This is a genomic window from Phreatobacter sp. AB_2022a, from assembly GCF_026847585.1.
GTDB lineage: Bacteria > Pseudomonadota > Alphaproteobacteria > Rhizobiales > Phreatobacteraceae > Phreatobacter.
Genome location: NZ_JAPSET010000049.1, coordinates 18,433 through 41,487, shown reverse-complemented (window position 1 = coordinate 41,487; position 23,055 = coordinate 18,433). Strand labels below are relative to the sequence as shown.

The 23,055-nt window shown below is 69.3% G+C and carries 21 protein-coding genes; 10 read left to right on the top strand and 11 right to left on the bottom strand.

The genetic code is table 11. From position 1 onward, the window contains the following. Nucleotides 1-225: 225 nt before the first annotated feature. The 4 genes from OZ671_RS26430 to OZ671_RS26415 are packed head-to-tail and all read right to left on the bottom strand — an operon-like array spanning nt 226 to nt 3,015. On the bottom strand, nt 226-1,476 hold the full coding sequence (locus OZ671_RS26430; RefSeq protein ID WP_268863480.1) for a CCA tRNA nucleotidyltransferase: 1,251 nt from the start codon (nt 1,474-1,476) through the stop codon (nt 226-228). After that, the gene (locus tag OZ671_RS26425) at nt 1,473-1,754 is read right to left on the bottom strand and encodes a DUF6111 family protein (protein WP_268863479.1); all 282 of its coding nucleotides are present in this window, start codon (nt 1,752-1,754) and stop codon (nt 1,473-1,475) included. Before OZ671_RS26425 ends, OZ671_RS26430 begins: the two co-directional genes overlap by 4 nt. After that, nucleotides 1,754-2,413 (bottom strand): CoA pyrophosphatase, encoded by a 660-nt coding sequence (locus tag OZ671_RS26420; protein WP_268863478.1) that lies wholly within the window; start codon nt 2,411-2,413, stop codon nt 1,754-1,756. The genes OZ671_RS26425 and OZ671_RS26420 overlap by 1 nt, the downstream gene beginning before the upstream one ends. Then, entirely contained in the window at nt 2,410-3,015 is a 606-nt protein-coding gene (locus OZ671_RS26415; protein ID WP_268863477.1) for a DUF1285 domain-containing protein, read from the bottom strand. The genes OZ671_RS26420 and OZ671_RS26415 overlap by 4 nt, the downstream gene beginning before the upstream one ends. A gap of 151 nt (nt 3,016-3,166) precedes the next feature. On the opposite strand from OZ671_RS26415, the gene OZ671_RS26410 reads away from it, so the two are divergent. From OZ671_RS26410 to OZ671_RS26395, 4 genes are read left to right on the top strand one after another with little or no spacing between them, the layout of a single operon-like run. Then, nucleotides 3,167-4,168, top strand: a complete 1,002-nt coding sequence (locus tag OZ671_RS26410; protein WP_038307165.1) for an AAA family ATPase — start codon at nt 3,167-3,169, stop codon at nt 4,166-4,168. A gap of 8 nt (nt 4,169-4,176) precedes the next feature. Then, on the top strand, nt 4,177-5,136 hold the full coding sequence (locus tag OZ671_RS26405; protein WP_442957129.1) for a DUF58 domain-containing protein: 960 nt from the start codon (nt 4,177-4,179) through the stop codon (nt 5,134-5,136). Next, nucleotides 5,136-7,997 (top strand): DUF4159 domain-containing protein, encoded by a 2,862-nt coding sequence (locus OZ671_RS26400; RefSeq protein WP_268863475.1) that lies wholly within the window; start codon nt 5,136-5,138, stop codon nt 7,995-7,997. The genes OZ671_RS26405 and OZ671_RS26400 overlap by 1 nt, the downstream gene beginning before the upstream one ends. 3 nt (nt 7,998-8,000) lie before the next feature. Continuing rightward, nucleotides 8,001-10,082, top strand: a complete 2,082-nt coding sequence (locus tag OZ671_RS26395) for a hypothetical protein (protein ID WP_268863474.1) — start codon at nt 8,001-8,003, stop codon at nt 10,080-10,082. A 56-nt stretch (nt 10,083-10,138) separates the two neighbouring features. Here the strand turns inward: OZ671_RS26395 and OZ671_RS26390 are convergent, their stop codons facing one another. From OZ671_RS26390 to OZ671_RS26380, 3 genes are all read right to left on the bottom strand, one after another. Next, on the bottom strand, nt 10,139-10,654 hold the full coding sequence (locus OZ671_RS26390; RefSeq protein WP_268863473.1) for a GNAT family N-acetyltransferase: 516 nt from the start codon (nt 10,652-10,654) through the stop codon (nt 10,139-10,141). 304 nt (nt 10,655-10,958) lie between these two features. Beyond that, nucleotides 10,959-11,816 carry an AraC family transcriptional regulator gene (locus OZ671_RS26385; protein WP_268863472.1) on the bottom strand — a complete coding sequence of 286 codons (858 nt, stop codon included), beginning with the start codon at nt 11,814-11,816 and terminating at the stop codon, nt 10,959-10,961. Nucleotides 11,817-11,901: 85 nt separating this feature from the next. After that, nucleotides 11,902-12,378 (bottom strand): NUDIX domain-containing protein, encoded by a 477-nt coding sequence (locus OZ671_RS26380; protein ID WP_442957128.1) that lies wholly within the window; start codon nt 12,376-12,378, stop codon nt 11,902-11,904. Between the two features lie 470 nt (nt 12,379-12,848). Here OZ671_RS26380 and mbfA point away from each other — a divergent pair, with 470 nt between their 5' ends. Both mbfA and OZ671_RS26370 read left to right on the top strand, forming a co-directional pair. Next, nucleotides 12,849-13,820: an iron exporter MbfA gene (gene mbfA, locus OZ671_RS26375; protein WP_268863471.1), complete on the top strand. Its 972-nt coding sequence runs from the start codon at nt 12,849-12,851 to the stop codon at nt 13,818-13,820. A gap of 82 nt (nt 13,821-13,902) precedes the next feature. Next, the gene (locus tag OZ671_RS26370) at nt 13,903-14,760 is read left to right on the top strand and encodes a metallophosphoesterase family protein (protein WP_268863470.1); all 858 of its coding nucleotides are present in this window, start codon (nt 13,903-13,905) and stop codon (nt 14,758-14,760) included. Between the two features lie 73 nt (nt 14,761-14,833). On the opposite strand, the gene fliJ is transcribed toward OZ671_RS26370, so the two are convergent. Beyond that, on the bottom strand, nt 14,834-15,253 hold the full coding sequence (fliJ, locus tag OZ671_RS26365) for a flagellar export protein FliJ (protein WP_268863469.1): 420 nt from the start codon (nt 15,251-15,253) through the stop codon (nt 14,834-14,836). 210 nt (nt 15,254-15,463) lie between these two features. Continuing rightward, entirely contained in the window at nt 15,464-16,789 is a 1,326-nt protein-coding gene (fliI, locus tag OZ671_RS26360; RefSeq protein ID WP_268863468.1) for a flagellar protein export ATPase FliI, read from the bottom strand. 786 nt (nt 16,790-17,575) lie between these two features. On the opposite strand from fliI, the gene ctrA reads away from it, so the two are divergent. The 4 genes from ctrA to cysK all read left to right on the top strand — a co-directional run bounded on the left by ctrA (nt 17,576) and on the right by cysK (nt 20,629). Continuing rightward, nucleotides 17,576-18,277: a response regulator transcription factor CtrA gene (gene ctrA / locus OZ671_RS26355; protein WP_038307188.1), complete on the top strand. Its 702-nt coding sequence runs from the start codon at nt 17,576-17,578 to the stop codon at nt 18,275-18,277. A 347-nt stretch (nt 18,278-18,624) separates the two neighbouring features. After that, on the top strand, nt 18,625-18,933 hold the full coding sequence (locus tag OZ671_RS26350) for a hypothetical protein (protein WP_268863467.1): 309 nt from the start codon (nt 18,625-18,627) through the stop codon (nt 18,931-18,933). Nucleotides 18,934-19,071: 138 nt separating this feature from the next. Continuing rightward, nucleotides 19,072-19,470 carry a PaaI family thioesterase gene (locus OZ671_RS26345; RefSeq protein ID WP_268863466.1) on the top strand — a complete coding sequence of 133 codons (399 nt, stop codon included), beginning with the start codon at nt 19,072-19,074 and terminating at the stop codon, nt 19,468-19,470. Between the two features lie 181 nt (nt 19,471-19,651). Next, nucleotides 19,652-20,629, top strand: a complete 978-nt coding sequence (cysK, locus tag OZ671_RS26340) for a cysteine synthase A (RefSeq protein ID WP_268863465.1) — start codon at nt 19,652-19,654, stop codon at nt 20,627-20,629. Nucleotides 20,630-20,663: 34 nt separating this feature from the next. Here the strand turns inward: cysK and OZ671_RS26335 are convergent, their stop codons facing one another. Further along, nucleotides 20,664-21,296, bottom strand: a complete 633-nt coding sequence (locus OZ671_RS26335; protein WP_268863464.1) for a LysE family translocator — start codon at nt 21,294-21,296, stop codon at nt 20,664-20,666. A gap of 11 nt (nt 21,297-21,307) precedes the next feature. Then, a complete protein-coding gene (locus tag OZ671_RS26330) occupies nt 21,308-22,957 on the bottom strand; it encodes an FAD-binding dehydrogenase (RefSeq protein WP_268863463.1) in 1,650 nt (549 codons plus the stop codon). Nucleotides 22,958-23,055 lie beyond the last annotated feature (98 nt).

Genomic DNA, 23,055 nt, shown 5'->3' with positions numbered 1-23,055 from the left:
AGCGCGTCCACCAGCGAAACATAGAGCTCCGCAGGAATTTCGCGCTTTGCATCGTCCGTTTCGGCCCGAATGTTCATGGATACGATCGTTGCACAGACCCGCGGGCCGGCTTCGCATGAAGGCGGCCGATCGTAATCAACCAAAAAAACCTTGCGCATCAATTAATTGGCGGACGACGGCCCGCCGCAGCGGACAAATGTCCGCGGCAGGTATCAGGTTTTTGCTTCAACGTCCGGTCGTCAAGTCCGAAATGAGCCGCTCGATCGCCTCGCGCGACACGGGAAAATCCGCCGCGATCCAGGCCGCCTTCAGCCGGGCCAGCGCCGCGCCGACGGCCGGCCCGTCGGCAAAGCCCCGCGCGGCGAGATCATGTCCCGAGATCGGGAAGGCGGGCGCCTGCCAGCGCTCGGCCAGGGTCGCGAGCGCCTGCCAGCCGGCATCCTCGATGGGCGCCGCCGAGCGCGCGAAGGCGACCAGCGCCCGGTCGCGGTAGCCGCGCGGGCCGGCGGCGAACAGAACCGCCTTGGCGGCGGCGGTCCCATGGGCGGGATCGAGCGCGCGCCAGCCGTGCCCGATGCCGTCGATGCGCCGGTAGTCGGCATTGGATAGGGCCAGCCGCTCGCGCAGCCGCTCGGCATCCTCGCGGACCAGCACGGCGAGCGCCGCGAGCCGGCGCGCGGCGTCCGGCGCGAGGCCCAGCGCCCGCTCGATCGCCGCCAGACGGCCGAGATCGCGATAGAGCGGCACGCCGCCGAGCACCATGCCGAGCAGGCCGGCATCGGCCATCACCTCGAGAGTCTCGCCGGCGCGCGGCGCGATTACCAGCTTCAGCATTTCCATGCGCAGCCGCTCGCGCGAGAGCGCGGCGAGCCCCGCGCGCTCGGCAATGCAGGCGGCCAGCGCGTCCGCATCGGGCGCGCCGGAGCCGACGGTCGCCTGGAAGCGGAAGAAGCGGAGGATCCGCAGCCGGTCCTCGCGGATGCGCGCCACGGCATTGCCGATGAACCGGACCCGGCCTGCGGCGAGATCGTCCGCGCCGCCGAAATAGTCGTAGAGCGCGCCGTCGGCGCGAAGGCTCATGGCATTGACCGTGAAATCCCGCCGGGCGGCATCGGCCTGCCAGTCGCGCCCGAACCGGACCAGCGCGTGGCGGCCGTCGGTCTCGACATCCTGCCGGAGCGTCGTCACCTCAAATCCCCGTCCCTCGACGACGATCGTGACGGTGCCGTGGGCGATGCCGGTCGGCACCGCCTTCAGCCCCTCGGCCTCGGCGAGCCTCATCACCGCTTCGGGCAGCGCGGTGGTGGCCATGTCGATGTCGCCGGGAGGCTCGCCGATCAGGATGTTGCGCACCGCGCCGCCGACCACCCGCACCTCCTCGCCCGCCCTGGCGATCAGTCCGACGAGCCGCGCGGCGGGTCCCGCGGCGAGCCAGTCGGGCACCGGTATGTGTCGTGTCGCAGGATCCATGCTCATCGCCGTGGCTCCGCCTCGCGCGGCTTGAGTTCGGCCGGATGGAACACGCCGTTTTCGACCCGGGCCGGCACGTAGACGGCGGTCGGATCGCGGCTCTGGCCGGCCAGATGGTAGAGGAAATAGGATCCCGACAGCAGAAGGCCGCACAGGCCGATCCAGACCACCGGCCGCCTGTCCCAATGCTCCTTCAGCCAGGGATTGCGCTCCTTGAGGTGCAGCCAGCCGACATAGAACACGAAGGGCAGCGCGAACAGCAGCAGGTTGACGACAGCTCGCATCACGCCCTCACGCCGGCAGCCTCCGCCGGCTCGGACAGGCGCTGCCAGAGATCGCGCAGGATGCCGGCGGTGATGCCCCAGATGTAGCGCTCGCCATAGGGCATGGCGTAGAAATAGCGCCGCTGGCCGTTCCAGACGCGCGACTGGCGCTGGTGATTGGCCGGATTCATCAGGAAGGCGAGCGGCACTTCGAAGACGTCCGTCACCTCGCTCGGATTGAGCGTCAGATCGAAGCCGGGCCGGACCAGGCCGACCACCGGGGTGATCAGGTAGCCGGTGCGTGACTGGAACGGCGCGAGATAGCCGAGCGGGCGCACATGGCTGCGGTCGAGGCCGATCTCCTCTTCCGCCTCGCGCAGGGCGGCCGCCAGCGGATCGGCGTCGCCAGGGTCGATCCGGCCGCCCGGAAAGGCGATCTGGCCGGAATGGCTGGCCAGATCCGACGAGCGCTGGGTCAAGAGCACGGTCGCCTCGGGCCGGGCGACCACCGGGATCAGCACGGCGGCCGGCCGTGCCGGCGGCCCCTCGTTGATGGTCGGATCGCTGTCGTCGGCCGGCTGGCCGCCGCCGGGATGCACATCCTGCACGAAGGTCGGAAGGTCGAGGCTCAGGCGCTGCGTGACCGCGGCGCTGAACTGGTCGGGCGAAACGGGAATCACATGAGGCCCTCGATCTCGGCGGCCGGCACCATGGGATAAAAGGTCCCCGCCGCATAGAGGCCGAACCAGTCGCGGCGGTCGCCCGCGGAATCTTCGACCGAAGCGATCTCGCCGAGCGCGGCAAGATCCTGGAACAGGGCGCGCGAGACCCGCGCCCAGAGGTCGCGTCGGACGTGGATATAGGGCTTCAACCCGTCGGTTCCGGCCTCCTTTTCGAAGCGCAGCGAATGATCGGGGCCAACCTCCACCCATTCCTCGGTCTGGGTGCGCAGGGCGATGCCACGCGCCCGTCCGGAGCCGGAAACCCGCATTTCCACGGCGGCGAACGGCGCGTCGTCGACGGTGATGCCGACCTTTTCCACCGGCGTGACCAGGAAATAGCGGCCATTCTCGCGTTTCAGCACCGAGGAGAACAGCTTGACCAGCGCCGGCCGGCCGATCGGCGTCTTCATGTAGAACCAGGTGCCGTCGGCGGCGATGCGCATGTCGAGGTCGCCGCAGAAGGGCGGGTTCCACAAATGCACCGGCGGCGGCCCTTTGACCGCCTTCACCTGCGTCGCGATGCCCTCCAGCCCACCTGACGACGATGAACCGCTGGCCATGCCGAAAGCCTCACGTTTGAGTGAAAATCATGAACATTCCGGCGCCCAACGTTGGCCCGGCCATGAAGCGAACGTAAGACTGAGCTATCGCTATCGCAATGCATGCGCGATGATGCAGCGCACGAAGCACGTAGCCCCGACAGGAGCTTGCATGACCGCGGAGACCGCTGAACGCATGGAAGACGCCATCGTCCGAGCCGCAGAAACCACCGTCGCCCAGGTCCGCCAGGCCCGGGCCAATATTTCGGAGGTGATCTTCGGCCAGCAGCCGGTCATCGACCAGGCGCTCGTCACCGTTCTCTCCGGCGGCCACGCGCTGCTGGTCGGCCTGCCCGGCCTTGCCAAGACCAAGCTGGTCGAGACCATGGGCGTCGTGCTCGGCCTCGACGCCCGCCGCGTGCAGTTCACCCCCGACCTGATGCCTTCCGACATTCTCGGCTCGGAAGTGCTGGAGGAATCGGCTGGCGGCCGGCGCGCCTTCCGCTTCCTGAAGGGACCGGTCTTCGCCCAGCTCCTGATGGCGGACGAGATCAACCGCGCGTCCCCCCGCACCCAGTCGGCGCTCCTGCAAGCCATGCAGGAATATCACGTCACGGTTGCCGGCGAGCGCCACGACCTGCCGAAGCCCTTCCACGTGCTGGCGACGCAGAACCCCCTGGAGCAGGAGGGCACCTATCCCCTGCCCGAGGCCCAGCTCGACCGCTTCCTGATGCAGGTGGACGTCGACTATCCCGATCTCGAAGCCGAGCGGAAGATCCTGTTCGACACGACCGGCGCCGAGGAGAGCCGGCCGAAGCAGGTGCTCTCGGGTGACGACCTGCAGGCCGCGCAGCGGCTGGTGCGGCGCCTGCCGGTCGGCGAGACGGTGGTCGACGCCATCCTGCAGCTCGTCCGTTCGGCCCGCCCCGATGCCGCCAAGGGCGAGCTTGCCAATGCCATAGCCTGGGGGCCCGGCCCGCGCGCTTCCCAGGCGCTGATGCTGGCGGTGCGCGCCCGGGCGCTGCTCGACGGCCGGCTTGCCCCCTCGATCGACGACGTCGTGGCGCTGGCCGAGCCGGTGCTGAAGCATCGGATGGCGCTGTCCTATGGCGCGCGCGCCGACGGCCTGACCGTCGAGGCCACCATCGCCTCGCTGGTCAAGCCGCTCAGGTGACCCGTTCCATGTTCGGCCTGGCCGACACGCTGCGCCGCGGCCAAGGCGGGGATGCCGCGGGCGCGCGCGTGCCGCACGACGCGGCCGCGCTCGCCGCCAGCCTGCCGCGTCTCGTCCTCGAAGCCCGGCGCGTCGCTTCCACCATCATTCACGGCCTGCACGGGCGCAGGCGCGCCGGCACCGGCGAGAATTTCTGGCAGTTCCGCCGCTTCACCGACGGCGAGCCGGCGAACCGCGTCGACTGGCGCCGCTCGGCGCGCGACCAGCACCTTTACGTGCGCGAGCAGGAATGGGAGGCGGCCCATACCGTCTGGATCTGGCCCGACCGTTCAGCCTCGATGCGCTTTGCCTCCGACCTGGCCAAGGTCAGCAAGCATGACCGCACCCTGGTCATCGCCTTCGCCTTGGCCGAAATCCTGGTGCGCGGCGGCGAGCGGGTCGGCATTCCCGGCCTGATGCGCCCGACGGCCAGCCGGGCGGTCATCGAGCGCATGGCCGACGCCATTCTCGCCGACGCGGCGGGCAAGGCCACGAACCTGCCGCCCCGCACCCCGGTGTCGCGCCTGTCGGAGGCCGTGATCCTCTCCGACTGCCTGGTGCGGCCGGAAACCTTCGCCGAAACAGTCAAGAACCTTGCAGCAGGCGGCTCGCGCGGCCATGTCCTGATGATCAACGATCCGGTCGAGGAGACCTTTCCCTATCGCGGCAGGGTCGAATTCGAGGAGCTCGAGGAGGGCCTGACCATCACCGCCGGCCGTGCCGAAACCTGGCGCGACGACTATGTCGCCCGGCTCGCCGACCATCGCGCCGCCCTGCGCCGCGAATGCGAGACGCGCGGCTGGAGCTTCGGCCTGCACCGCACCGACCAGGCCCCGGCGGGCGCCCTTCTGGCGCTGCACCAGCGCATGGGACCCGGTCCGCTTGACCTTGCCGCCGCGGCGCCGGCCCGCGGGACTGCGAGGCGCTGATGCTGGGCCTGCCCCTCGCCTTCGCCTCCCCCCTCGTCCTTTTCGCTCTCGCCGCGCTGCCCGCGCTCTGGTGGCTGCTCCGGCTGGTGCCGCCACGCCCGCGGCGCATCGCCTTCCCCCCGACCCGCATCCTCGTCGACATCGCGCCGAAGGAGGAGACACCCGCGCGCAGTCCCTGGTGGCTGACGGCGCTCCGCCTGCTCATGGCGCTCATCATCATCCTCGCCATGGCCGGCCCGATGTGGAACCCGCCGGCCGCCACCAGCGGCGCCCGCGGCCCGGTCCTGGTGCTGATCGACGACGGCTGGCCATCCGCCGCCGCCTTCGACCAGCGCATCCGCGTCGCCAACCAGATCGTCGCCGCAGCCGAAAGTGCCGGACGCCCGGTGGCCTTCGCCACCACCGCCAAGCCGGTCATCGCCATCGGCATCGAAACGCCGGCCTCGGTGCGCGAGCGCCTGCGCTCGCTCGACCCCTCGCCGCATACGCCGGACCGCGCCGGCGTCCTGCCGGCGCTCGGGCGTTTCCTCGCCGCCCAGCAGCAGGCCGAGATCGTCTGGCTCGCCGACGGCGTCGATACCGGCCGGTCCGAGGCCTTCCTCGGCCAGCTCAAGGAGACGATCGGCAGCCACGCGCTGACCGTCTATGCCGGCGGCACGCCGCCGGTGCTGGCGCTGACCGGCGCGAGCAATGCCAGCGGCGGCTTCTCGGTCCAGGTCATCCGCGCCGAGCCAGGCCCGGCCCAGGCCGGCCGCGTGCGCGCCCTCGACACACGCAGCCTGCCGATCGGCGAGGCGACCTTCGCCTTCGAGCCCGGCAAGACCGAAACCGAAGCCCGCTTCGACCTGCCGGTCGAGATCCGCAACGACATTACCCGGCTCGACATAGCGGGCGAGCGCTCGGCCGGCGCCGTGCAGCTCATCGATGCGCGCTGGCAGCGCCGCACGATCGGCGTCGTCTCCGGCGCCACCACCGATACGGCGCAGCCCCTGCTGTCGCCAACCTATTATCTCGGCCGCGCGCTGGAACCCTTCGCCGATATCCGCACCGTCGAGGGCGCTTCGCCCTCCGAGGCGGCGATCCGCTTCGTCGAAGGCAGGGTGCCGATGATCGTCCTGACCGATGTCGGCACGGTCACGCCGGAAGCCCGCGAGGCGCTCAACCGCTTCATCGACAATGGCGGCATTCTCCTGCGCTTTGCCGGCACCCGGCTCGCCGGGGCGCAGAACGACGATCTCGTGCCGGTACGCCTGAGGCGCGGCGGTCGCCAGCTCGGCGGCGCGCTGTCCTGGGAGACGCCCCAGCCGCTGGCCGCCTTCACCCGCGAGAGCCCCTTCGCCGATATCCCCGTGCCGCCCGACGTGCGCGTGCGCCGGCAGGTGCTGGCCGAGCCCGACGGCCTGCTCGCCGACAAGACCTGGGCCCAGCTGCAGGACGGCACGCCGCTCGTGACCGCCGAACGGCGGGGCCGTGGCCTCATCGTGCTGTTCCATGTCACCGCCGACACCGCCTGGTCCGACCTGCCGCTGTCGGGCGCCTTCGTCGAGATGCTGAAGCGCATTGCCGCGCTGTCGGCCGCCGGGCGCCCCGCCGCCGAAGGCCTTGCCGGCCTGCCGGGACAGCCGCGCGCGGCCGAGCGTGTCGCGCCGAACCGAGTGCTCGACGGTTTCGGCGCCTTCGTCCGGCCGCCGGCGACCGCCAAGCCGATCCCGGCCGACTGGCGCGAGCCCGCGACGCTGGACTATCCGCCCGGCTTCTACGGGCCGCCGGACGCGACCGTCGCGGTCAATGCTCTTGGTCCCGACGAGCGGCTGAAGCCGCTCGATCTCCGCCCTCTCGGCGCCGCGATCGAACGCTATCGCCTTGGAGAACCCGTGGATTTGAGATCGCCGCTCGTGATCGCCGCCCTGTTCCTCCTCCTCGTCGACGGCCTGGCCGTCTTCGTCATTGCCGGCGGCCTTGCGCGGCTCACCGGCCTGCGCACGGCGCGCACGACGGGCGCCGTTTTCGCCCTGGCGCTGATGCCGCTGCTGGGGCTGCTCCTGGCCGGCGGTCCGGCCGACGCCCAGACGCGCAGGATGCAGAACCGGCCGCCCGCGGCCACCGGCAACGCCGCCGACGACGCCGCCGTGCGCGCCACCCAGGCGACGCGCCTTGCCTATATCGTCACCGGCTCGCGCGAGGTCGACGAGGTCAGCCGCGCCGGCCTCGAGGGCCTGACCCGCTTCCTCTCGGCGCGGACCGCGCTCGAGCCGGCCGCGCCGCAAGGGGTCGACATCAACCGCGACGAACTCGCCTTCTTTCCGATCCTGTACTGGCCGGTGGTCGCCGGCGCCGACGAGCCGACCCCGCAGGCTCTGCTGAAGCTGGACGCCTATATGAAGCAGGGCGGCATGGTGGTGTTCGACACCCGCGACGCCTCGACCGCCCGGCCGGGCCAGACCAGCCCGGCCCAGGCGACGCTGCGGCGCATCCTGGCCGGTCTCGACATTCCCGAGCTGGAACAGGTGCCGCGCGACCATGTGCTGGCGCGCGCCTTCTTCATCCTGCGCGAGTTTCCCGGCCGCCATACCGACGGCGCGACCTGGGTCGAGGCGATCCCGCCGGTGGGCGACGACGAGACCGCCCGCCCGGCCCGCGCCTCCGACTCGGTCTCGCCGATCATCATCACCGCCAACGATCTCGCGTCAGCCTGGGCGGTCGACCGGCAGGGCAATCCCCTGCTGCCGATCCAGGGCGAGGCGCGCCAGCGCGAGCTCGCCTATCGCTTCGGCGTCAACCTCGTCATGTATGCGCTGACCGGCAACTACAAGACCGACCAGGTCCATGTGCCCGCGCTGCTCGAGCGGCTGGGGAACTGAGCCATGAGCTTCGGTCTCGTCTGGTCGCCGCTCGTCCCGCTCCTCGCCCTCGCGGCCGCCGCCATCGCCGTGGTCGTGCTGTCGCTGCTGCTCCTCGTCTCGCGCACCCGCGGCGCCTGGTGGCGCATCGGCGCCATGGCGCTGGCCCTGCTCGCGCTTGCCAATCCGGTCTTCACGCAGGAAGACCGCGATCCCCTGAAGACGGTCGTCGCCGTCGTGCTCGACCGGTCGGCCAGCCAGTCGCTCGCCGACCGCACGCGCATGACCGACGAAGCCAAGGCGGCGATCGAGCGCAGCTTCGGCCGGTCTCCTGGTTTCGAGGTGCGCTATGTCGATGCCGGAGCCTCGGACGGGCAGACCGACGGCACGCACCTGTTCGAGGCCCTGCGCGGCCTCGTCTCCGACGTGCCCGCCGAGCGGATCGGCGGTGCCATCCTGATCACCGACGGCCAGGTACACGACGTTCCCGGACAGGCCGCGGCGATCGGCTTCCAGGCACCCGTCCATGCCCTGATCACCGGCCGCTCGACCGACCGCGACCGCCGCGTCGTGCTGACCCAGACGCCGCGCTTCGGCATTGTCGGCCAGACGCAGACGGTCGGCTTCCGCATCGAGGACAACGGCACCGGCGGGCGGGCGGCGGAGGCGGCCGTCACCGTCAAGCGCGACGGCGAAACCATCGAGCGGCGCACGGTGACGACCGGCGCCACCACCATGGTTCAGGTGCCGGTCACCCATGCCGGCGCCAATATCGTGGAGATCGAGGTGGACGGACTCGACAACGAGCTGACCGCCATCAACAACCGCGCCGTCGTCATCATCGACGGCATCCGCGAAAAGCTGCGCGTGCTGCTGGTCTCCGGCGAGCCGCATGCGGGCGAGCGCACATGGCGCAATCTCCTGAAATCGGACGCCGGCGTCGACCTCGTCCATTTCACCATTCTCCGTCCGCCGGAAAAGCAGGACGGCACGCCGATCAACGAGCTGTCGCTGATCGCGTTCCCGACGCGCGAGCTGTTCCAGATCAAGATCCGCGAATTCGACCTGATCATCTTCGACCGCTACGCCCAGCAGGGCGTGCTGCCGCTGATCTATTTCGAGAACATCGCGCGCTACGTGCGCAATGGCGGCGCGCTGCTGGTGGCCGCCGGCCCCGAGCACGCGACCTCCGCCTCGATCAACGACACGCCGCTGGAGACCATTCTGCCGGCGGCACCGACCGGCGACGTCATGGAGCGCCCGTTCCACGCCCGCGTCTCCGAGCTCGGCCGGCGCCACCCGGTGACCCGGGCCCTGCCCGGCTCGACCACCGAAGGCACGCCGCAATGGAGCCGCTGGTTCCGGCTGATCGAGAGCCGCACGCCCGGCCAGGGCTCGACCACCGTCATGGACGGCCCCGACAACCGGCCGGTCCTCATGCTGCAGCGCCAGGGCGAGGGCCGCGTCGCGCTACTCCTCTCCGACCACATCTGGTTGTGGGCGCGCGGCTACGAGGGCGGCGGGCCGCATCTGGAGCTGCTGCGCCGGCTGTCGCACTGGCTGATGCGCGAGCCGGAACTGGAAGAGGAGAGCCTCAGGCTCGCCGTGCGCGGCCGCCAGTTGGCCGTCGAGCTGCAGACCATGGCCGAAGCCCCGGCCGAGGTGACGCTGACGACGCCGTCCGGACGCAGCCAGACGGTTGCCATGCAGGCGGCCGAGCCCGGTCTCTGGCGCGGCCAGGTGGAGGTGACCGAGCTCGGCCTCTGGCGCGCCCAGGCCGGCACGCTGACGCGTCTCGTCAATGTCGGGCCGGCCAATCCGCGGGAATTCACCGATGTCACCTCGACCCTGCAGGTGCTCGAGCCGCTGGTGCGGGCGACCGGCGGCGGCCTGTGGCGCATTTCGGAGAACGGCAGCCTCACCATGCCGCGCATCGTCCCGACCCGCTCGGCCAATGCGCTGCGCGGCGAGGACTGGCTCGGCATCCGCCAGCGCGACGCCTCGGTCGTGCGCGGCATCGGCATCCTCCCGGCCTTTGCCGGCGTGCTCGGTCTCATTCTGCTGCTCGGCGCGCTGACTCTCGTCTGGGCCCGCGAGGGGCGCTAGACCTGGGTCGAGGATCGCCTGGCGCACGAGGCTGAAGGTGCGGGCGCAGCGCCCGCTCAGGGCGCCGCGGACTGCAGGCCTCGGACCGGACCCCGGACGCCCTCGAAGGCGCCAGCCGCCAGTTCCCGGAACAGCAGCCGGCCGGGATCGACCGGACCCGGCAGCGTGAGGCGGCCCGGTGGCACCACCGAGAAGCCGAAGCGCTTGTAGTAGGGTGCGTCGCCGACCAGCACGACCAGCCGGTGCCCTTTCGCGGCCGCGGTGTCGAGCGAACGCGTCATCAGCGCCGCGCCGATGCCGCGGCTCTGGAAGGCCGGGTCGATGGTGATCGGGCCGAGCAGCACGGCCGCGACGTCGCGGCCGATGATGATGGGCGACAGGCGGATGGAGCCGACCAGCAGCGTGCCGACACGCGCGGTGAAGCAGAGTTCGGAGAGCGGCGGCACGCCTTCCCGCAGGCGGAACGCGGTGCGGGCGAAACGGCCGGGTCCGAAGGCGCGCTCGTGCAGCCGCTCGATGGCGGGCGCGTCGGCAAGGGTTTCCGGATGGAGATCGAGGGACAAGTCGGGCATCAGCTCAGGCTCGTGGGCGCGAGGACGAACAAAAGGTTTCGGCGGCGGGCTTCACACCGACCGTCGTCGTCGCGACACAAGAACCTTTGCCTGACATGTCATAGGGCGCGCATAGCATGATGCGCGCGGGTCGTCACTAGGATCGTGATCCCGACATCCGCCCCGCCCGGACAGTGGCCACGCATCCAAAAGGCCGCAGGGACTCAAGGGCTTGATCGGCCGCCGCGCCGGCGGTCCGCCGCGTCCTCCGGCGGCGCGCCGGCGACGGCACGGGCAAGGCGCCGGCGCCCTTTCGCCGGTCGCGTCACGGCGCGCCTTTCAGCGGAAGATAGATGTCGGTCATCAGTTCGGCAGGCGCGGTGTCGCGGGGATTGTTGAGATAGTCCTCGAAACAGGGCGCATCCGCAGGCTCGCGGCCGGAGGTCAGCAGCCAGTCGCCATAGAGCCACTGATAGGCCGCCTTCATGGTGGCATAGGGCCCCTTGTGACGCAGCACCGCATAGGTACCGCCGGCGATCTCGGTAAGCTCGACCGGCGGCTCCACCGTCACCGCGCGCCCCAGGACGATGCAGGCCTTCGACCGCAGCTTCGCCTCGGGGACCGCGGAGGGGTCGTCGAAATAGACGGCCAGCATGCGCATCCTCGGACCGATGAGATGGCGCATGCCGAGCCAGCCGTAAAGCCGGTCGAAGGCCTGGCCGATCGCCATGTAGGACCCGGTATGGCTGACCGAGACGGCCTCGAGCGGCTGCACGGTGGTGATGGTGACGTCGTACATGGCGGTAACCTCGGTGATGGATCGGACGAAATGGGTGTGCGCGCCCTGCCGGCGGTATTGTGCCGGCGGCATGCCGTAGGCGGCGCCGAAGATGCGCGTGAAGGACTGCAGGTTGGGATAGCCGGAGCGCTCCGCGACGGTCGCGACCGGCAGGCTGCTGTTGGCGAGCAGGCCCGCGGCCCGGTGCAGGCGCAGCCGCTTGACGGTCTGGGCGATCGTCTCGCCGTGCACCGCGTGATAGATCCGGTGCCAGTGATGCGGCGACAGGCAGGCGACCTCGGCCAGTCTGTCGAGATCGATCTCGTCGTCGAGATGGGCGTGGATATGGTCGATGACCCGCGTGAGCCGATCGCCATAGGCCGTCCAGTTTCGATCCGCGCGCATCGCCGCGTCCCCGTTTCAGTGTGTGCGGGACGCTATCACGGGCGTTTTTGACAAATCTTGCGGATGTCGCGGCGGCCTGCTGCCGCTACCAGGTCGCCGTCGCCGCCTGGCCGTCGAAGATCTCGGCGAGCCTTTCGCGCGTGCCGCGCGTCGTGTCCTCGGGCAGCGCGTCGAGCGCGAAGAAGCCGTGCGCGACGATCTCGGCATTCGGTACCGGCGGGCTCGGTTGCCGCCAGGCCTCGACCTTGTAGAGCGCGACATGATCACGCTTGGAAATGCGGGCATTGAGGTAGACGCCGAACAGGACGGCCGGGCCGGTCAGCTCGACATTGGCCTCCTCGCGCAGCTCCATCGCCAGCGCGTCCGTCATGGTCTGGCCGACCTCGACGCCGCCGCCGGGAAAATACCAGCCGGGCATGTAGGAATGCCTGACGAGCAGCACGCGCCGCTCGCCGTCGATGACGCAGGCGCGCACCCCGAGCGTCATGCCGCGGGCAAAACGCCAGTAGAGATGCAGGAGCGGTGTCAGCGGCGAGCGCCGCTTCGGGTCGGCCAGAATCATGGAATGCCCATCTCATCAACGAAACCGATTGGATGTTGCGGAAACATGAACGAGGCTAATCAGAAATGCATGGCTGATAGCTAATACAAAGGGTAACAAAGCCGCCGGGACACTCCTATCTAACGGCCATGTTGCGCTGCAAAACGAACCTGCCCGGCAGGAACTGCGGCCAACCTCGAACCTTTGGGAGTTTCCCATGCTGATCGCTCTGCTCTCGACGCTGTTCTCGCGCCGCAACGGGTTCCGCTGGCAGCCGTCCATCGAGATCCGTGACGGTCAGACCGCCGCCGCACTCGGCATCTATTCCCGCGACTGAAGCCAACCTCCCCTCTGGCTAAGGTTGTGGCCGGGCGCCCGCTGAGTTCAAGCTCGCGGGCGCCCTTTTCTTTGCCCTTCGCCGCGTCAGCGCACTGGCAATCAAATTAGAATTATTCTAATCTGATGCCGCTCACGACGCATGCGAGGATTTCATGGTTCCGCTGTCCGATCTGACCGAGGCGCAGGTCCTGGCGCTGGCCATCGCCAATGAGGAAGAGGACGGGCGGATCTATCGCGACTTCGCCCGACATCTGGAGGCCGACTATCCCGCGACGGCCAAGGTGTTCCGGGACATGGCCGCCGAGGAGGCCGGCCATCGCGACCGGCTCTATGCCCTCCATCGCGCGAAATTCGGCGAGCATCTGACGCTGGTGCGGCGCCAGGACGTGACCGGCTTCCTCAAGCGCAAGCCGCTCTGGCTGATCTGCAACCGCGGCATCGAGCGGATCCGCGCGGAGGCCGAGAGCATGGAGGCCGAAGCGTCGGCCTTCTACCGCCAGGCGGCCTCGAACGCTCGCGACGTCTCGATCCGCCAGCTCCTGACCGAGCTGGCCGACGAGGAGACGAGCCATCAGGGCCTCGCGCACCGGCTGGTCGAGACGCATCTGACGCCCGACGCGCGCCGCAGCGAGGACGAGACCGCCCACAAGCGCTTCGTCATGACCTATGTCCAGCCGGGCCTGGCTGGCTTGATGGACGGTTCGGTCTCGACGCTTGCACCAGTCTTCGCCGCCGCCTTCGCCACCCACAACAATGCCGCGACCTTCCTGGTCGCGCTCGCCGCAGCGGTCGGCGCCGGCATTTCCATGGGGCTGACCGAAGCCCTGTCGGATGACGGCAAGATCACCGGCCGCGGCTCGCCGATCATTCGCGGCTGGGCCTGCGGCATCATGACCGCGGTCGGCGGCCTCGGCCACGCCCTCCCCTATCTCATCCCGAACGGCTGGCCGAACGCCTTCTGGATCGCCACCTCGATCGCCGTCGCCATCGTGCTGGTCGAGCTCTGGGCGATTGCCTGGATCCGCTGGCGCTACATGGATACGCCATTCCTGAAGGCGGTGTTCCAAATCGTCCTCGGCGGCACGCTGGTGCTGATCACCGGCATCCTGCTCGGCAATGCTTGACGCCGCGGGGGGCGCGCAGGCGGCGCCCGCTGACGAACGGGTCGCATTCGCGCCGCGGGCGCTTCTGGGCTAAGCCGGGCGGATGTTCCGCCTCGCCCACCTGTCCGACCTGCATATCGGCCCGCTGCCGCAGCCCGCCATGCGCGAGCTCGCCGGCAAGCGGATCACCGGCTATCTCAACTGGCGGCGCGGCCGGGCCGCGCATCACCGTCCCGCCGTGCTCGAACGGCTGATCGCCGATATAGCGGCGAGCGCCTGCGACCATGTCGCCGTGACCGGCGATCTCATCAATCTCGGCCTCGCCGGCGAATATCCGCAGGCCCGTGCGCTCCTCGAACGGCTCGGACCGCCCGACCGGGTGAGCTTCGTGCCCGGCAATCACGACGCCTATATGCGGGCGACGCTGCCCCTGATCACCCGGTTCTGGGCGCCCTGGTTCGCCGGCGACCACGAGCCGCCGCCGCGCTCGCTGGACGAGGCCTTTCCCTTCGTGCGCCGGCGCGGCCGCGTCGCGCTGGTCGGCGTCAACAGCGGCGTGCCCAAGCCGCCGTTCCTGGCCACCGGCACGCTCGGCCGTCGCCAGCTCGCCGATCTCGCCGAGACGCTCGACGCCCTGCGCGAGGAGGGCCTCGCCCGCGTCCTGATGATCCACCACCCGCCCTTCGCCGCCGGCTGGCAGAAGCAGCTCACCGACCACCGGGCCCTCGCCGCCGTGCTGAAGGCGAGCGGTGCCGAACTCGTCCTGCACGGCCATACCCATATCGGTTCGGCGGTGACGCTCGACGGACCCGACGGACCGATCCCGGTCCACGGCGTCCCGTCGGCCTCGGCGGCGGTGGCGGCCGGGCGGATGGAACCGGCCGCCTGGAACCTTGTCACCGTCGACGGCGGTCCCGGCGCCTGGCGCATCGGGGTGACCCGGCGCCGTCCACCGGACTGAGCGGCCCTTGCCATGCAAAAAGGCGCATGGCATCGACCATGCGCCTTTCAGGCGTCGGAACGAAAGGTGCGGCTCAGGCGCCGATATAGGATCCCCGACGGGACAACCCGATCCGATCCATCTCGGCCTGTTCGCGCGCGGCCTCCGCCGCCCGGTCGCGCGCGCTTTCGCGCTCGTCGAGGATCTCGACCTTCTTCAGGTCCTCGAAGGCTTCGGCGAGCTGGCCCTTGGCATCGTCGAGCTGGCCCCTCAGCTCGTTGGCCGAGCCCAGCAGGTTGTCGCGGCGCTGGCTCGCGGCCTTGGCATAGGTCGGGTAGGCGTAATGGGCGGGATCATGGATGTTCGCCCGGTTCTGTTCCGTCAGGATCTCGCGATCGAGTTCGCCGGCCATCCGCTCGAACTCGGCAATCATCATTTCGATCTGCGCGACCTGCCGACGTTTCTCATCAACCTGAAAGCGCTTCAGGCGGATCAGAGTATCTCGCGACTTCATCGACACACACTCCCAGAAGTCTTCACCGCCCGCATCTCAACCACACGAAATGCAGGCGCAATCGGCATTCTCGGAGGGAATGCCCACGTCCTCATCACACTCTGTCTAGCATCGTTGAGGTTGAGATTCCGTTTCCGCAAAACTTGAAAATGTATTGATGCAGAGGCGGATAGCCGGCGCCGATGATCCGCCTTCGCAAGGTTTGCGGGCTCAGCCGGCATCGGCCGCCGGTTCCTCGAGGATCGCGGCAAGCTCGGCATAGCCGCGGGCCAGGCCGCTCACCTCGTCCTTGCCCTGGGCGAGGAAAGCCTCGAGCGCCGGCTGCAGGCGGATCGCCTCGTCCACCTCCGCCGACGAGCCCTGCCGGTAGGCGCCGAGCCGGATCAGCTCCTCCATGTCGCCATAGGTCGACAGGATCCGCTTGGCCCGCTGGATCACCGGCCAGTAGGCCGGGTCGGCCGAGCGCGGCATGGTGCGCGAGACGCTCTTCAGCACGTTGATCGCCGGATAGCGGCCGCGTTCGGCGATGGCCCGCTCCATGACGATATGGCCGTCCAGAATGCCGCGCACCGCGTCGGCCACCGGCTCGTTGTGATCGTCGCCGTCGACCAGCACCGTGAAGATCGCGGTGATCGCGCCCTCGCCCGCCCCCGGGCCGGCCCGTTCCAGCAGCCGCGGCAGTTCCGAGAAGACCGTCGGCGTATAGCCCTTGGCGGTCGGCGGCTCGCCGGCGGACAGGCCGATCTCGCGCTGCGCCATGGCAAAGCGCGTCACCGAATCCATCATCAGCATGACCTGCTGGTCGAGGTCGCGGAAATATTCGGCGATCGACAGGGTGAGATAGGCCGCCTGCTTGCGCATCAGGGCCGGCTCGTCCGAGGTCGCGACCACCACGACCGAGCGCGCCAGCCCCTCCTCACCGAGATCCTCCTGCAGGAATTCCTGCACCTCGCGGCCGCGCTCGCCGATGAGGCCGATCACCGAGACGTCGGCGTCGACATTGCGGGCGATCATCGACAGCAGCACAGACTTGCCGACGCCCGATCCGGCGAAGATGCCCATGCGCTGGCCGCGGCAGCAGGTCAGGAACGTGTTCAGCGCGCGAATGCCGAGATCGAGCGGCTTGCCGACGCGCCTCCGCGCATGGGCGGCCGGCGGATTGGCGCGGAACGGCATGGGATCGCCGCCTTGGGGCAGCGGCCCCTTGCCGTCGATCGGCTCGCCGAGCGCATTCACCACGCGTCCGAGCCAGCCGGCGCTCGGCCGGGTCGCCGCCGGCGCCAGCGAGACCTGCGCCTTGCAGCCGCGCCTGACGCCCTCCAGGCCGGCAAAGGGCATGAGCAGGGCCTGGTCGCCGTTGAACCCGACGACCTCGCAGGGGATCGGCCGGCCGCCGGTCTCGATCGTCACGCGCGCGCCGACCGACATGACGTGGACGGGACCCGCCACCTCCACCATGAGGCCGCGCACGCCGGACACCCGGCCATAGATGGCGACCCCGTCGATGTCGGAGATCTGGTCGGCGAGCGCGCGCATGTCGGCATGTCCGTTCAGGCATGGAAGCGTCCGCCGCCGGTCGCCTGTCGCGCGCGAGCGCGATCAAAACCCATGGCATTAGGACTAATCCCGAGCCTTGCGGCGAATTGGTCAACGAAGCGTTAATTTGAACGGACCGTTAACGGAACCCGGCAGATTTTGCCTGGGTGCGCCGGGCGAAACCGCTCGCCGCCCGCCGTTCCCCGCCACGGCAGATGGCGGCGTTTACCATGCCTTAACCATATCATCGGTAGAAATTGCCCAGCGCGGCACAACCGGCCCCTTCCCCGGCCCCGGCCGCCCGAACCGGGTCGCCGCCGCGCCCGCCTTGGCTTTCCGCTGCTGCGTTTACCCGCAGCGGCGGATCGTATTCCCAAGTAAAGCCAGATCACGCCCGGATTCCGCCCGCCGGCGTAACCCTTCCTTAACCCGGCCCGTTAATGATCGTTGTCAGCCAATTAATGGCAACCGCGGCCGTTAACGGTCCGGGCGGATCGCCCCCGCACGGACCCAGGTCGCGGCACGGCAGGTCCAGGACACCGACGACGCGACGGAAATGGTCGATTCGGCAGTGGGTTGGAGTGAGTCGCAAAAATCTTTTGCGAGGACTCTTGCCCCGGCGAATCACAGTTTGTTAACCATTGAGACGTAGCGTCGAATCAGTGAACGGGGACGGATCCCTCCAGCCCTCCGCGCGGCGGTGGAGGATCGGGATCGCTATGCCGAACGGCTGTTTCGTCGGACACGACGAAACGGACGGTCAGGGGCCAGCGGAAGGGGATAAGCATGCGCGTTCTGTTGATCGAAGATGACAGCGCCACTGCGAAGAGCATCGAATTGATGCTCAAGTCCGAGAGTTTCAACGTTTACACGACCGATCTCGGTGAAGAGGGCATCGATCTCGGCAAGTTGTACGACTACGACATCATTCTTCTCGACCTCAACTTGCCCGACATGTCGGGCTACGAGGTTCTGAAGTCGCTGCGTGTCGCCAAGGTCAAGACGCCGATCCTGATCCTCTCCGGCCTCGCCGGCATCGAGGACAAGGTGCGCGGCCTCGGTTTCGGCGCCGACGACTACCTGACCAAGCCGTTCCACAAGGACGAGCTGGTCGCCCGCATCCACGCCATCGTGCGCCGCTCGAAGGGCCACGCCCAGTCGGTCATCACGACCGGCGACCTCCTGGTCAACCTCGACCAGAAGACGGTCGAGGTCAGCGGCCAGCGGGTGCATCTGACCGGCAAGGAGTACCAGATGCTGGAGCTCCTCTCGCTGCGCAAGGGCACGACGCTGACCAAGGAGATGTTCCTCAACCATCTCTATGGCGGCATGGACGAGCCGGAGCTGAAGATCATCGACGTGTTCATCTGCAAGCTGCGCAAGAAGCTTGCCAATGCGTCGGACGGCAAGAACTACATCGAGACGGTCTGGGGCCGCGGCTATGTGCTGCGCGAGCCCTCGGACATGGAAGAGCGCATTCCGGCCTGACCCGCCGGCGCGGCCCAGGCCCGCGCCGCGTCACACCGCCGTCATCCCCTTCTGCCATACCATCGACATCCACCGAGCGAGCACGGATGAAATGCCGCCAGGTGACGGAGGCCCCGCCGGGAAACCGAGCGGGGTTCTTTGTTTTTCGCCACCGCACCCGACGAGGACGACCGCCGTCGACGCCTGCGACCAGCCATGTCCCGCGACCGCCCGCACGACACAGGAGACTTCCGACGATGAACACGGAACCTGGCGCCCCGGCCCGGCCGAGAACGACAGCTTCGCTGTGGTGTCTGCCCGTTGTCCTGATGTTGACCGCGTTCGGTGGCGGACCGAACCGTGTCCTCGTGGATCTCCCATCCCCGGACGGCCGGCATCACGTGGAGGTGCGGGAATGCCCGCAAGGCGGTGCCTACGGCTGGTCCAAGGAAACGCAGGCCACCGTTCTCGAGGCCGGCAGGGCGGGAACCTGCCTTTCGACCGCCAACGCGCTCGTGCGGTTCACGGTCTATGCGCCCGAAAGCCAGCTTGAGCTGGAATGGATGTCCAATGCACGGCTGAGGGCATGGCACCCGGCCTTCGCGCCGAGCGGCGGGCCGCGCAGCGCCAGCCGCATGCCGAACAGCCCGGTCGAGGTCGTCTTCGCCCCGAAATAGGCCGCGTCCGCAAAATCCTCGTCTACGCGGCCGCGAACGGCCGCCGGCACGTGGAGCCACGCTCCAAAGCCTGGTCTTGACCGGAGCGCCGCGCGCCCGCCACTCTCGCCAGATCCCCGACGCTGGCAGGATCATGCGATGACCGCCCTCGACAAGCTCAGAGCCTTTCCGCTGCCCTTCGCCCATCTGCTCGGCATCGACTATGTCGAGGCCGGCCCTGAACGCGTCGTCGCCAGACTCTTCATCCGCGAGGACCTGTGCACCGCCGGCAATGCCATCCACGGCGGCGCGATCATGGCCTTCGCGGACACGCTGGGAGCCGCTTCCACCGTGCTCAATCTGCCCGAGGGGGCCAAGGGCACGACCACGCTCGAAAGCAAGACCAATTTCGTCTCCGCGGCCAAGGCCGGCACCACCGTGACCGGCACCACCTCGGCCGTCCACCGCGGCAACCGGACACAGGTCTGGCAGACCCGCATCGAGCGCGAGGACGGCAAGCTGGTCGCGCTGGTGACACAAACACAGATGATCCTGTAGCGGCCTCGGAGACCGGGCGGTCGCCGCGTTCTCCGTCGCGACCGTGCTTGAGAAGGGTTTTCCCCTTCCCTTGCGAGACGAGAAAGATCTTCTCTTATTTCGGGACGCGTCGCGCTTTGCGGTAGAAAATTCCTGTCGCCGTCGGCATGATCCGCGCTCCCGTTTCAGCTTGGGTGCCGTCATGTCCGATCACGCCTCCTCCGCCAAGACCCGCAAGCCCGGCCGCGGCCGTGTCTATGCCTCGATCACCGACACGATCGGCGATACCCCGCTGGTGCGCATCGACCGGTTCGCCAAGGCCCATGGCGTCAACGCGACGCTGCTCGCCAAGCTCGAATTCTTCAACCCGATCGCCAGCGTCAAGGACCGCATCGGCGTCGCCATGCTCGATGCGCTCGCCGCCTCCGGCAAGCTCACGCCGCAGACGGTGCTGATCGAGCCGACCTCCGGCAATACCGGCATCGCGCTCGCCTTTGCCGCCGCCGCGCGCGGCATCAAGCTGATCCTCGTCATGCCGGAGACCATGTCGATCGAGCGGCGCAAGATGCTCGCCCTGCTGGGCGCCGAGCTCGTCCTGACCGAGGGCCCGAAGGGCATGAAGGGCGCCATCGCCAAGGCCGAGGAGCTCGCCGCCGAGAACCCGCACGCGATCATTCCGCAGCAGTTCAAGAACCCGGCCAATCCCGACATCCATCGCCGCACCACCGCCGAGGAGGTCTGGAACGATACCGAGGGCGCCGTCGATATCTTCGTGTCGGGCGTCGGCACCGGCGGCACCATCACCGGCGTCGGCCAGGTGCTGAAATCGCGCAAGCCGAGCGTCCGGATCGTCGCGGTCGAGCCGACGGATTCGCCGGTCCTCTCCGGCGGCAATCCCGGCCCGCACAAGATCCAGGGCATTGGCGCAGGCTTCGTTCCCGACATTCTCGACCGCAGCGTCATCGACGAGGTGGTGACCGTCAGCAACGACCAGGCCTTCGCGCTCGCCCGCGAGCTCGCGCGCACCGAGGGCATACCGGTCGGCATTTCCTCGGGCGCCGCGCTGCAGGCGGCCGTGGAGATCGGCAAGCGCCCGGACAGCGCCGGCAAGACCATTGTCGTGGTCATTCCGAGCTTTGCCGAACGCTACCTGTCGACGGCTCTCTTCGACGGCCTCTGAGCGGCCGCCGCGGGGCCACCGGCCCTGATCCGGCTCACGGCTGGCTGGTGACGGCCAGCCTGGCCCCCAGCGCCAGGAACAACGCGCCGAGCGCGCGGTCGAGCCAGGCCTTGACCGCGCTGATGTGGCGCGAGCGCGCCATGGCGCCGGCGGCCCAGGCGACGATCAGGTTCCAGGCCGTCCCCGTCACATTGAAAACCAGGCCCAGCGCCAGGAAGGCGAGCGGCCTGGCCGGCGCGTCCTGGTCGATGAACTGCGGCAGGAAGGCGAGGAAGAACAGCGCGACCTTCGGGTTGAGGACATTGGTCCAGAAGCCCTGCATGAAGACCTGGCGCAGTGGCAGGGCGGCGGGCGCATCGGCGACCGCCAGCGGCGCAGCCCGCCGCGACAGCAGGAGCTTCAGGCCGACGAAGACGAGATAGGCGACGCCCACCCATTTGACGATGGCAAAGGCGAGCGCCGAGGTCGAAAGCACGACCGAGAGGCCGAGGGCCGCCGCCGCGATATGAACGAGCGCGCCGGCGCCGACCCCGAGCGCGGCCGCCGCGCCCGCCCGCCGGCCGTGGCCGATGCTGCGGCCCATCACCAGCGCCATGTCCGGCCCGGGCGTGATGTTGAGCATCAGGCCGGCCAGAACGAACAGCCAGAAGTCGTGTATGCCGGGCATCGTCGCCTCCCTCAGGCCACGGCCTTGGCCATGGCGCGGCCCGCGGTCCGACCGGAAAAGATGCAGCCGCCGAGGAAGGTGCCCTCCAGCGACCGGTAGCCGTGCACGCCGCCGCCGCCGAAGCCCGCGACCTCGCCGGCCGAATAGACATTGCCGAGCGGCGCGCCGCCGGCGCCGAGCACGCGGCCGTCGAGATCGGTCTGCAAGCCGCCCAGCGTCTTGCGCGTGAGAATGTTCAGCTTCACCGCGATCAGCGGGCCCTTGGCCGGATCGAGGATGCGGTGCGGCGGCGCGGTGCGCATCAGCTTGTCGCCGCGATAGTTGCGCGCGCCGCGGATGGCGATCACCTGGGCGTCCTTGGAGAACGGATTTTCGATCTCCCGGTCACGCGCGACGATCTCCCGCTCCAGCGCCTCCGGGTCGATCAGCGAGGTGCCGACCAGCGCGTTCATGCGCCGGCCGAGCGCCTTGACGTCGGTGTCGACGATGAAGTCGGCGCCTTTGTCCATGAAGGCCTGGACCGGCGGCGGCAGACCCTTGCCGAGCCGCGAGAGGATGCCGGTGATGCTCTTGTTGGTGAGGTCGGGATTCTGCTCGGAGCCCGACAGCGCGAATTCCTTCTTGATGATCGCGCGCGACAGCACGAACCAGCTGTAGCCGTGGCCCGTCTTCATGATGTGCTCGAGGCTTGCCAGCGTGTCGAAGCCGGGGAAGTTCGGTGCCGGCAGGCGCCGTCCGGTCGCATCGAGCCAGATCGAGGACGGGCCGGGCAGGATGCGGATGCCGTGGCTCGGCCAGATCGGGTTCCAGTTCCGCACCCCCTCGACATAGTGCCACATGCGGTCGCGGTTCACGATCCGGCCGCCGGCGCCTTCGGTGATCAGCTGCATGCGGCCGTCGACATGGGCCGGCACGCCCGAGACCAGGAAATCCGGCGGCGTGCCGAGCCGCGCCGGCCAGTTCTGCCGCACCAGGTCGAAATTGCCGCCGATGCCGCCCGAAGCGACCAGCACGGCCTGCGCCTTCAGCGCGAACGTGCCGGTGGCGACGCGCGAGCTCGCTTCGCCGCGGGCAACCGTGCTCGGCTCCAGGATCTCGCCTTCGACCCCGTCGATGACGCCACCCGACCGGGTCAGCCCGTCGACCCGGTGGCGGAACTTCAGCTGCACCTGGCCGCTCGCCGCCGCGGCCCGGACCTTGGCGATGAACGGCGCGAGCACGCCCGGACCGGTCCCCCAGGTGACATGGAAGCGCGGCACGGAATTGCCGTGGCCGGTGGCGAGCCCGCCGCCGCGCTCGGCCCAGCCGACCAGCGGAAACCAGCGCATGCCCTGGGCGTGCAGCCAGGCGCGCTTCTCCTCGTGGGCGAAATGCACATAGGCCTCGGCCCAGCGCCGGGCCCAGTCGTCCTCCGGCCGGTCGAAGCCCGCCGAGCCCTGCCAGTCCTGCCAGGCAAGGTCGAACGTGTCCCTGATGCCCATGCGCCGCTGCTCGGGGCTGTCGACGAAGAACAGGCCGCCGAACGACCAGAAGGCCTGGCCGCCGAGATTCTGCTCGCCCTCCTGGTCGATCAGGATCACCTTGCGGCCGGCCGCCGCCAGCTCGGCCGTCGCGACGAGGCCGGCAAGCCCCGCGCCGACGACGATCACATCGGCATCCATGCCGCTCTCCCCTGCCCTGCCGGTCTCGCGCCGGCGCTCTCGCCGGCCCGCATTGTGGCCGAGCCCCGGCCCGACGCAAGAGTGGAGTGACAGGACGC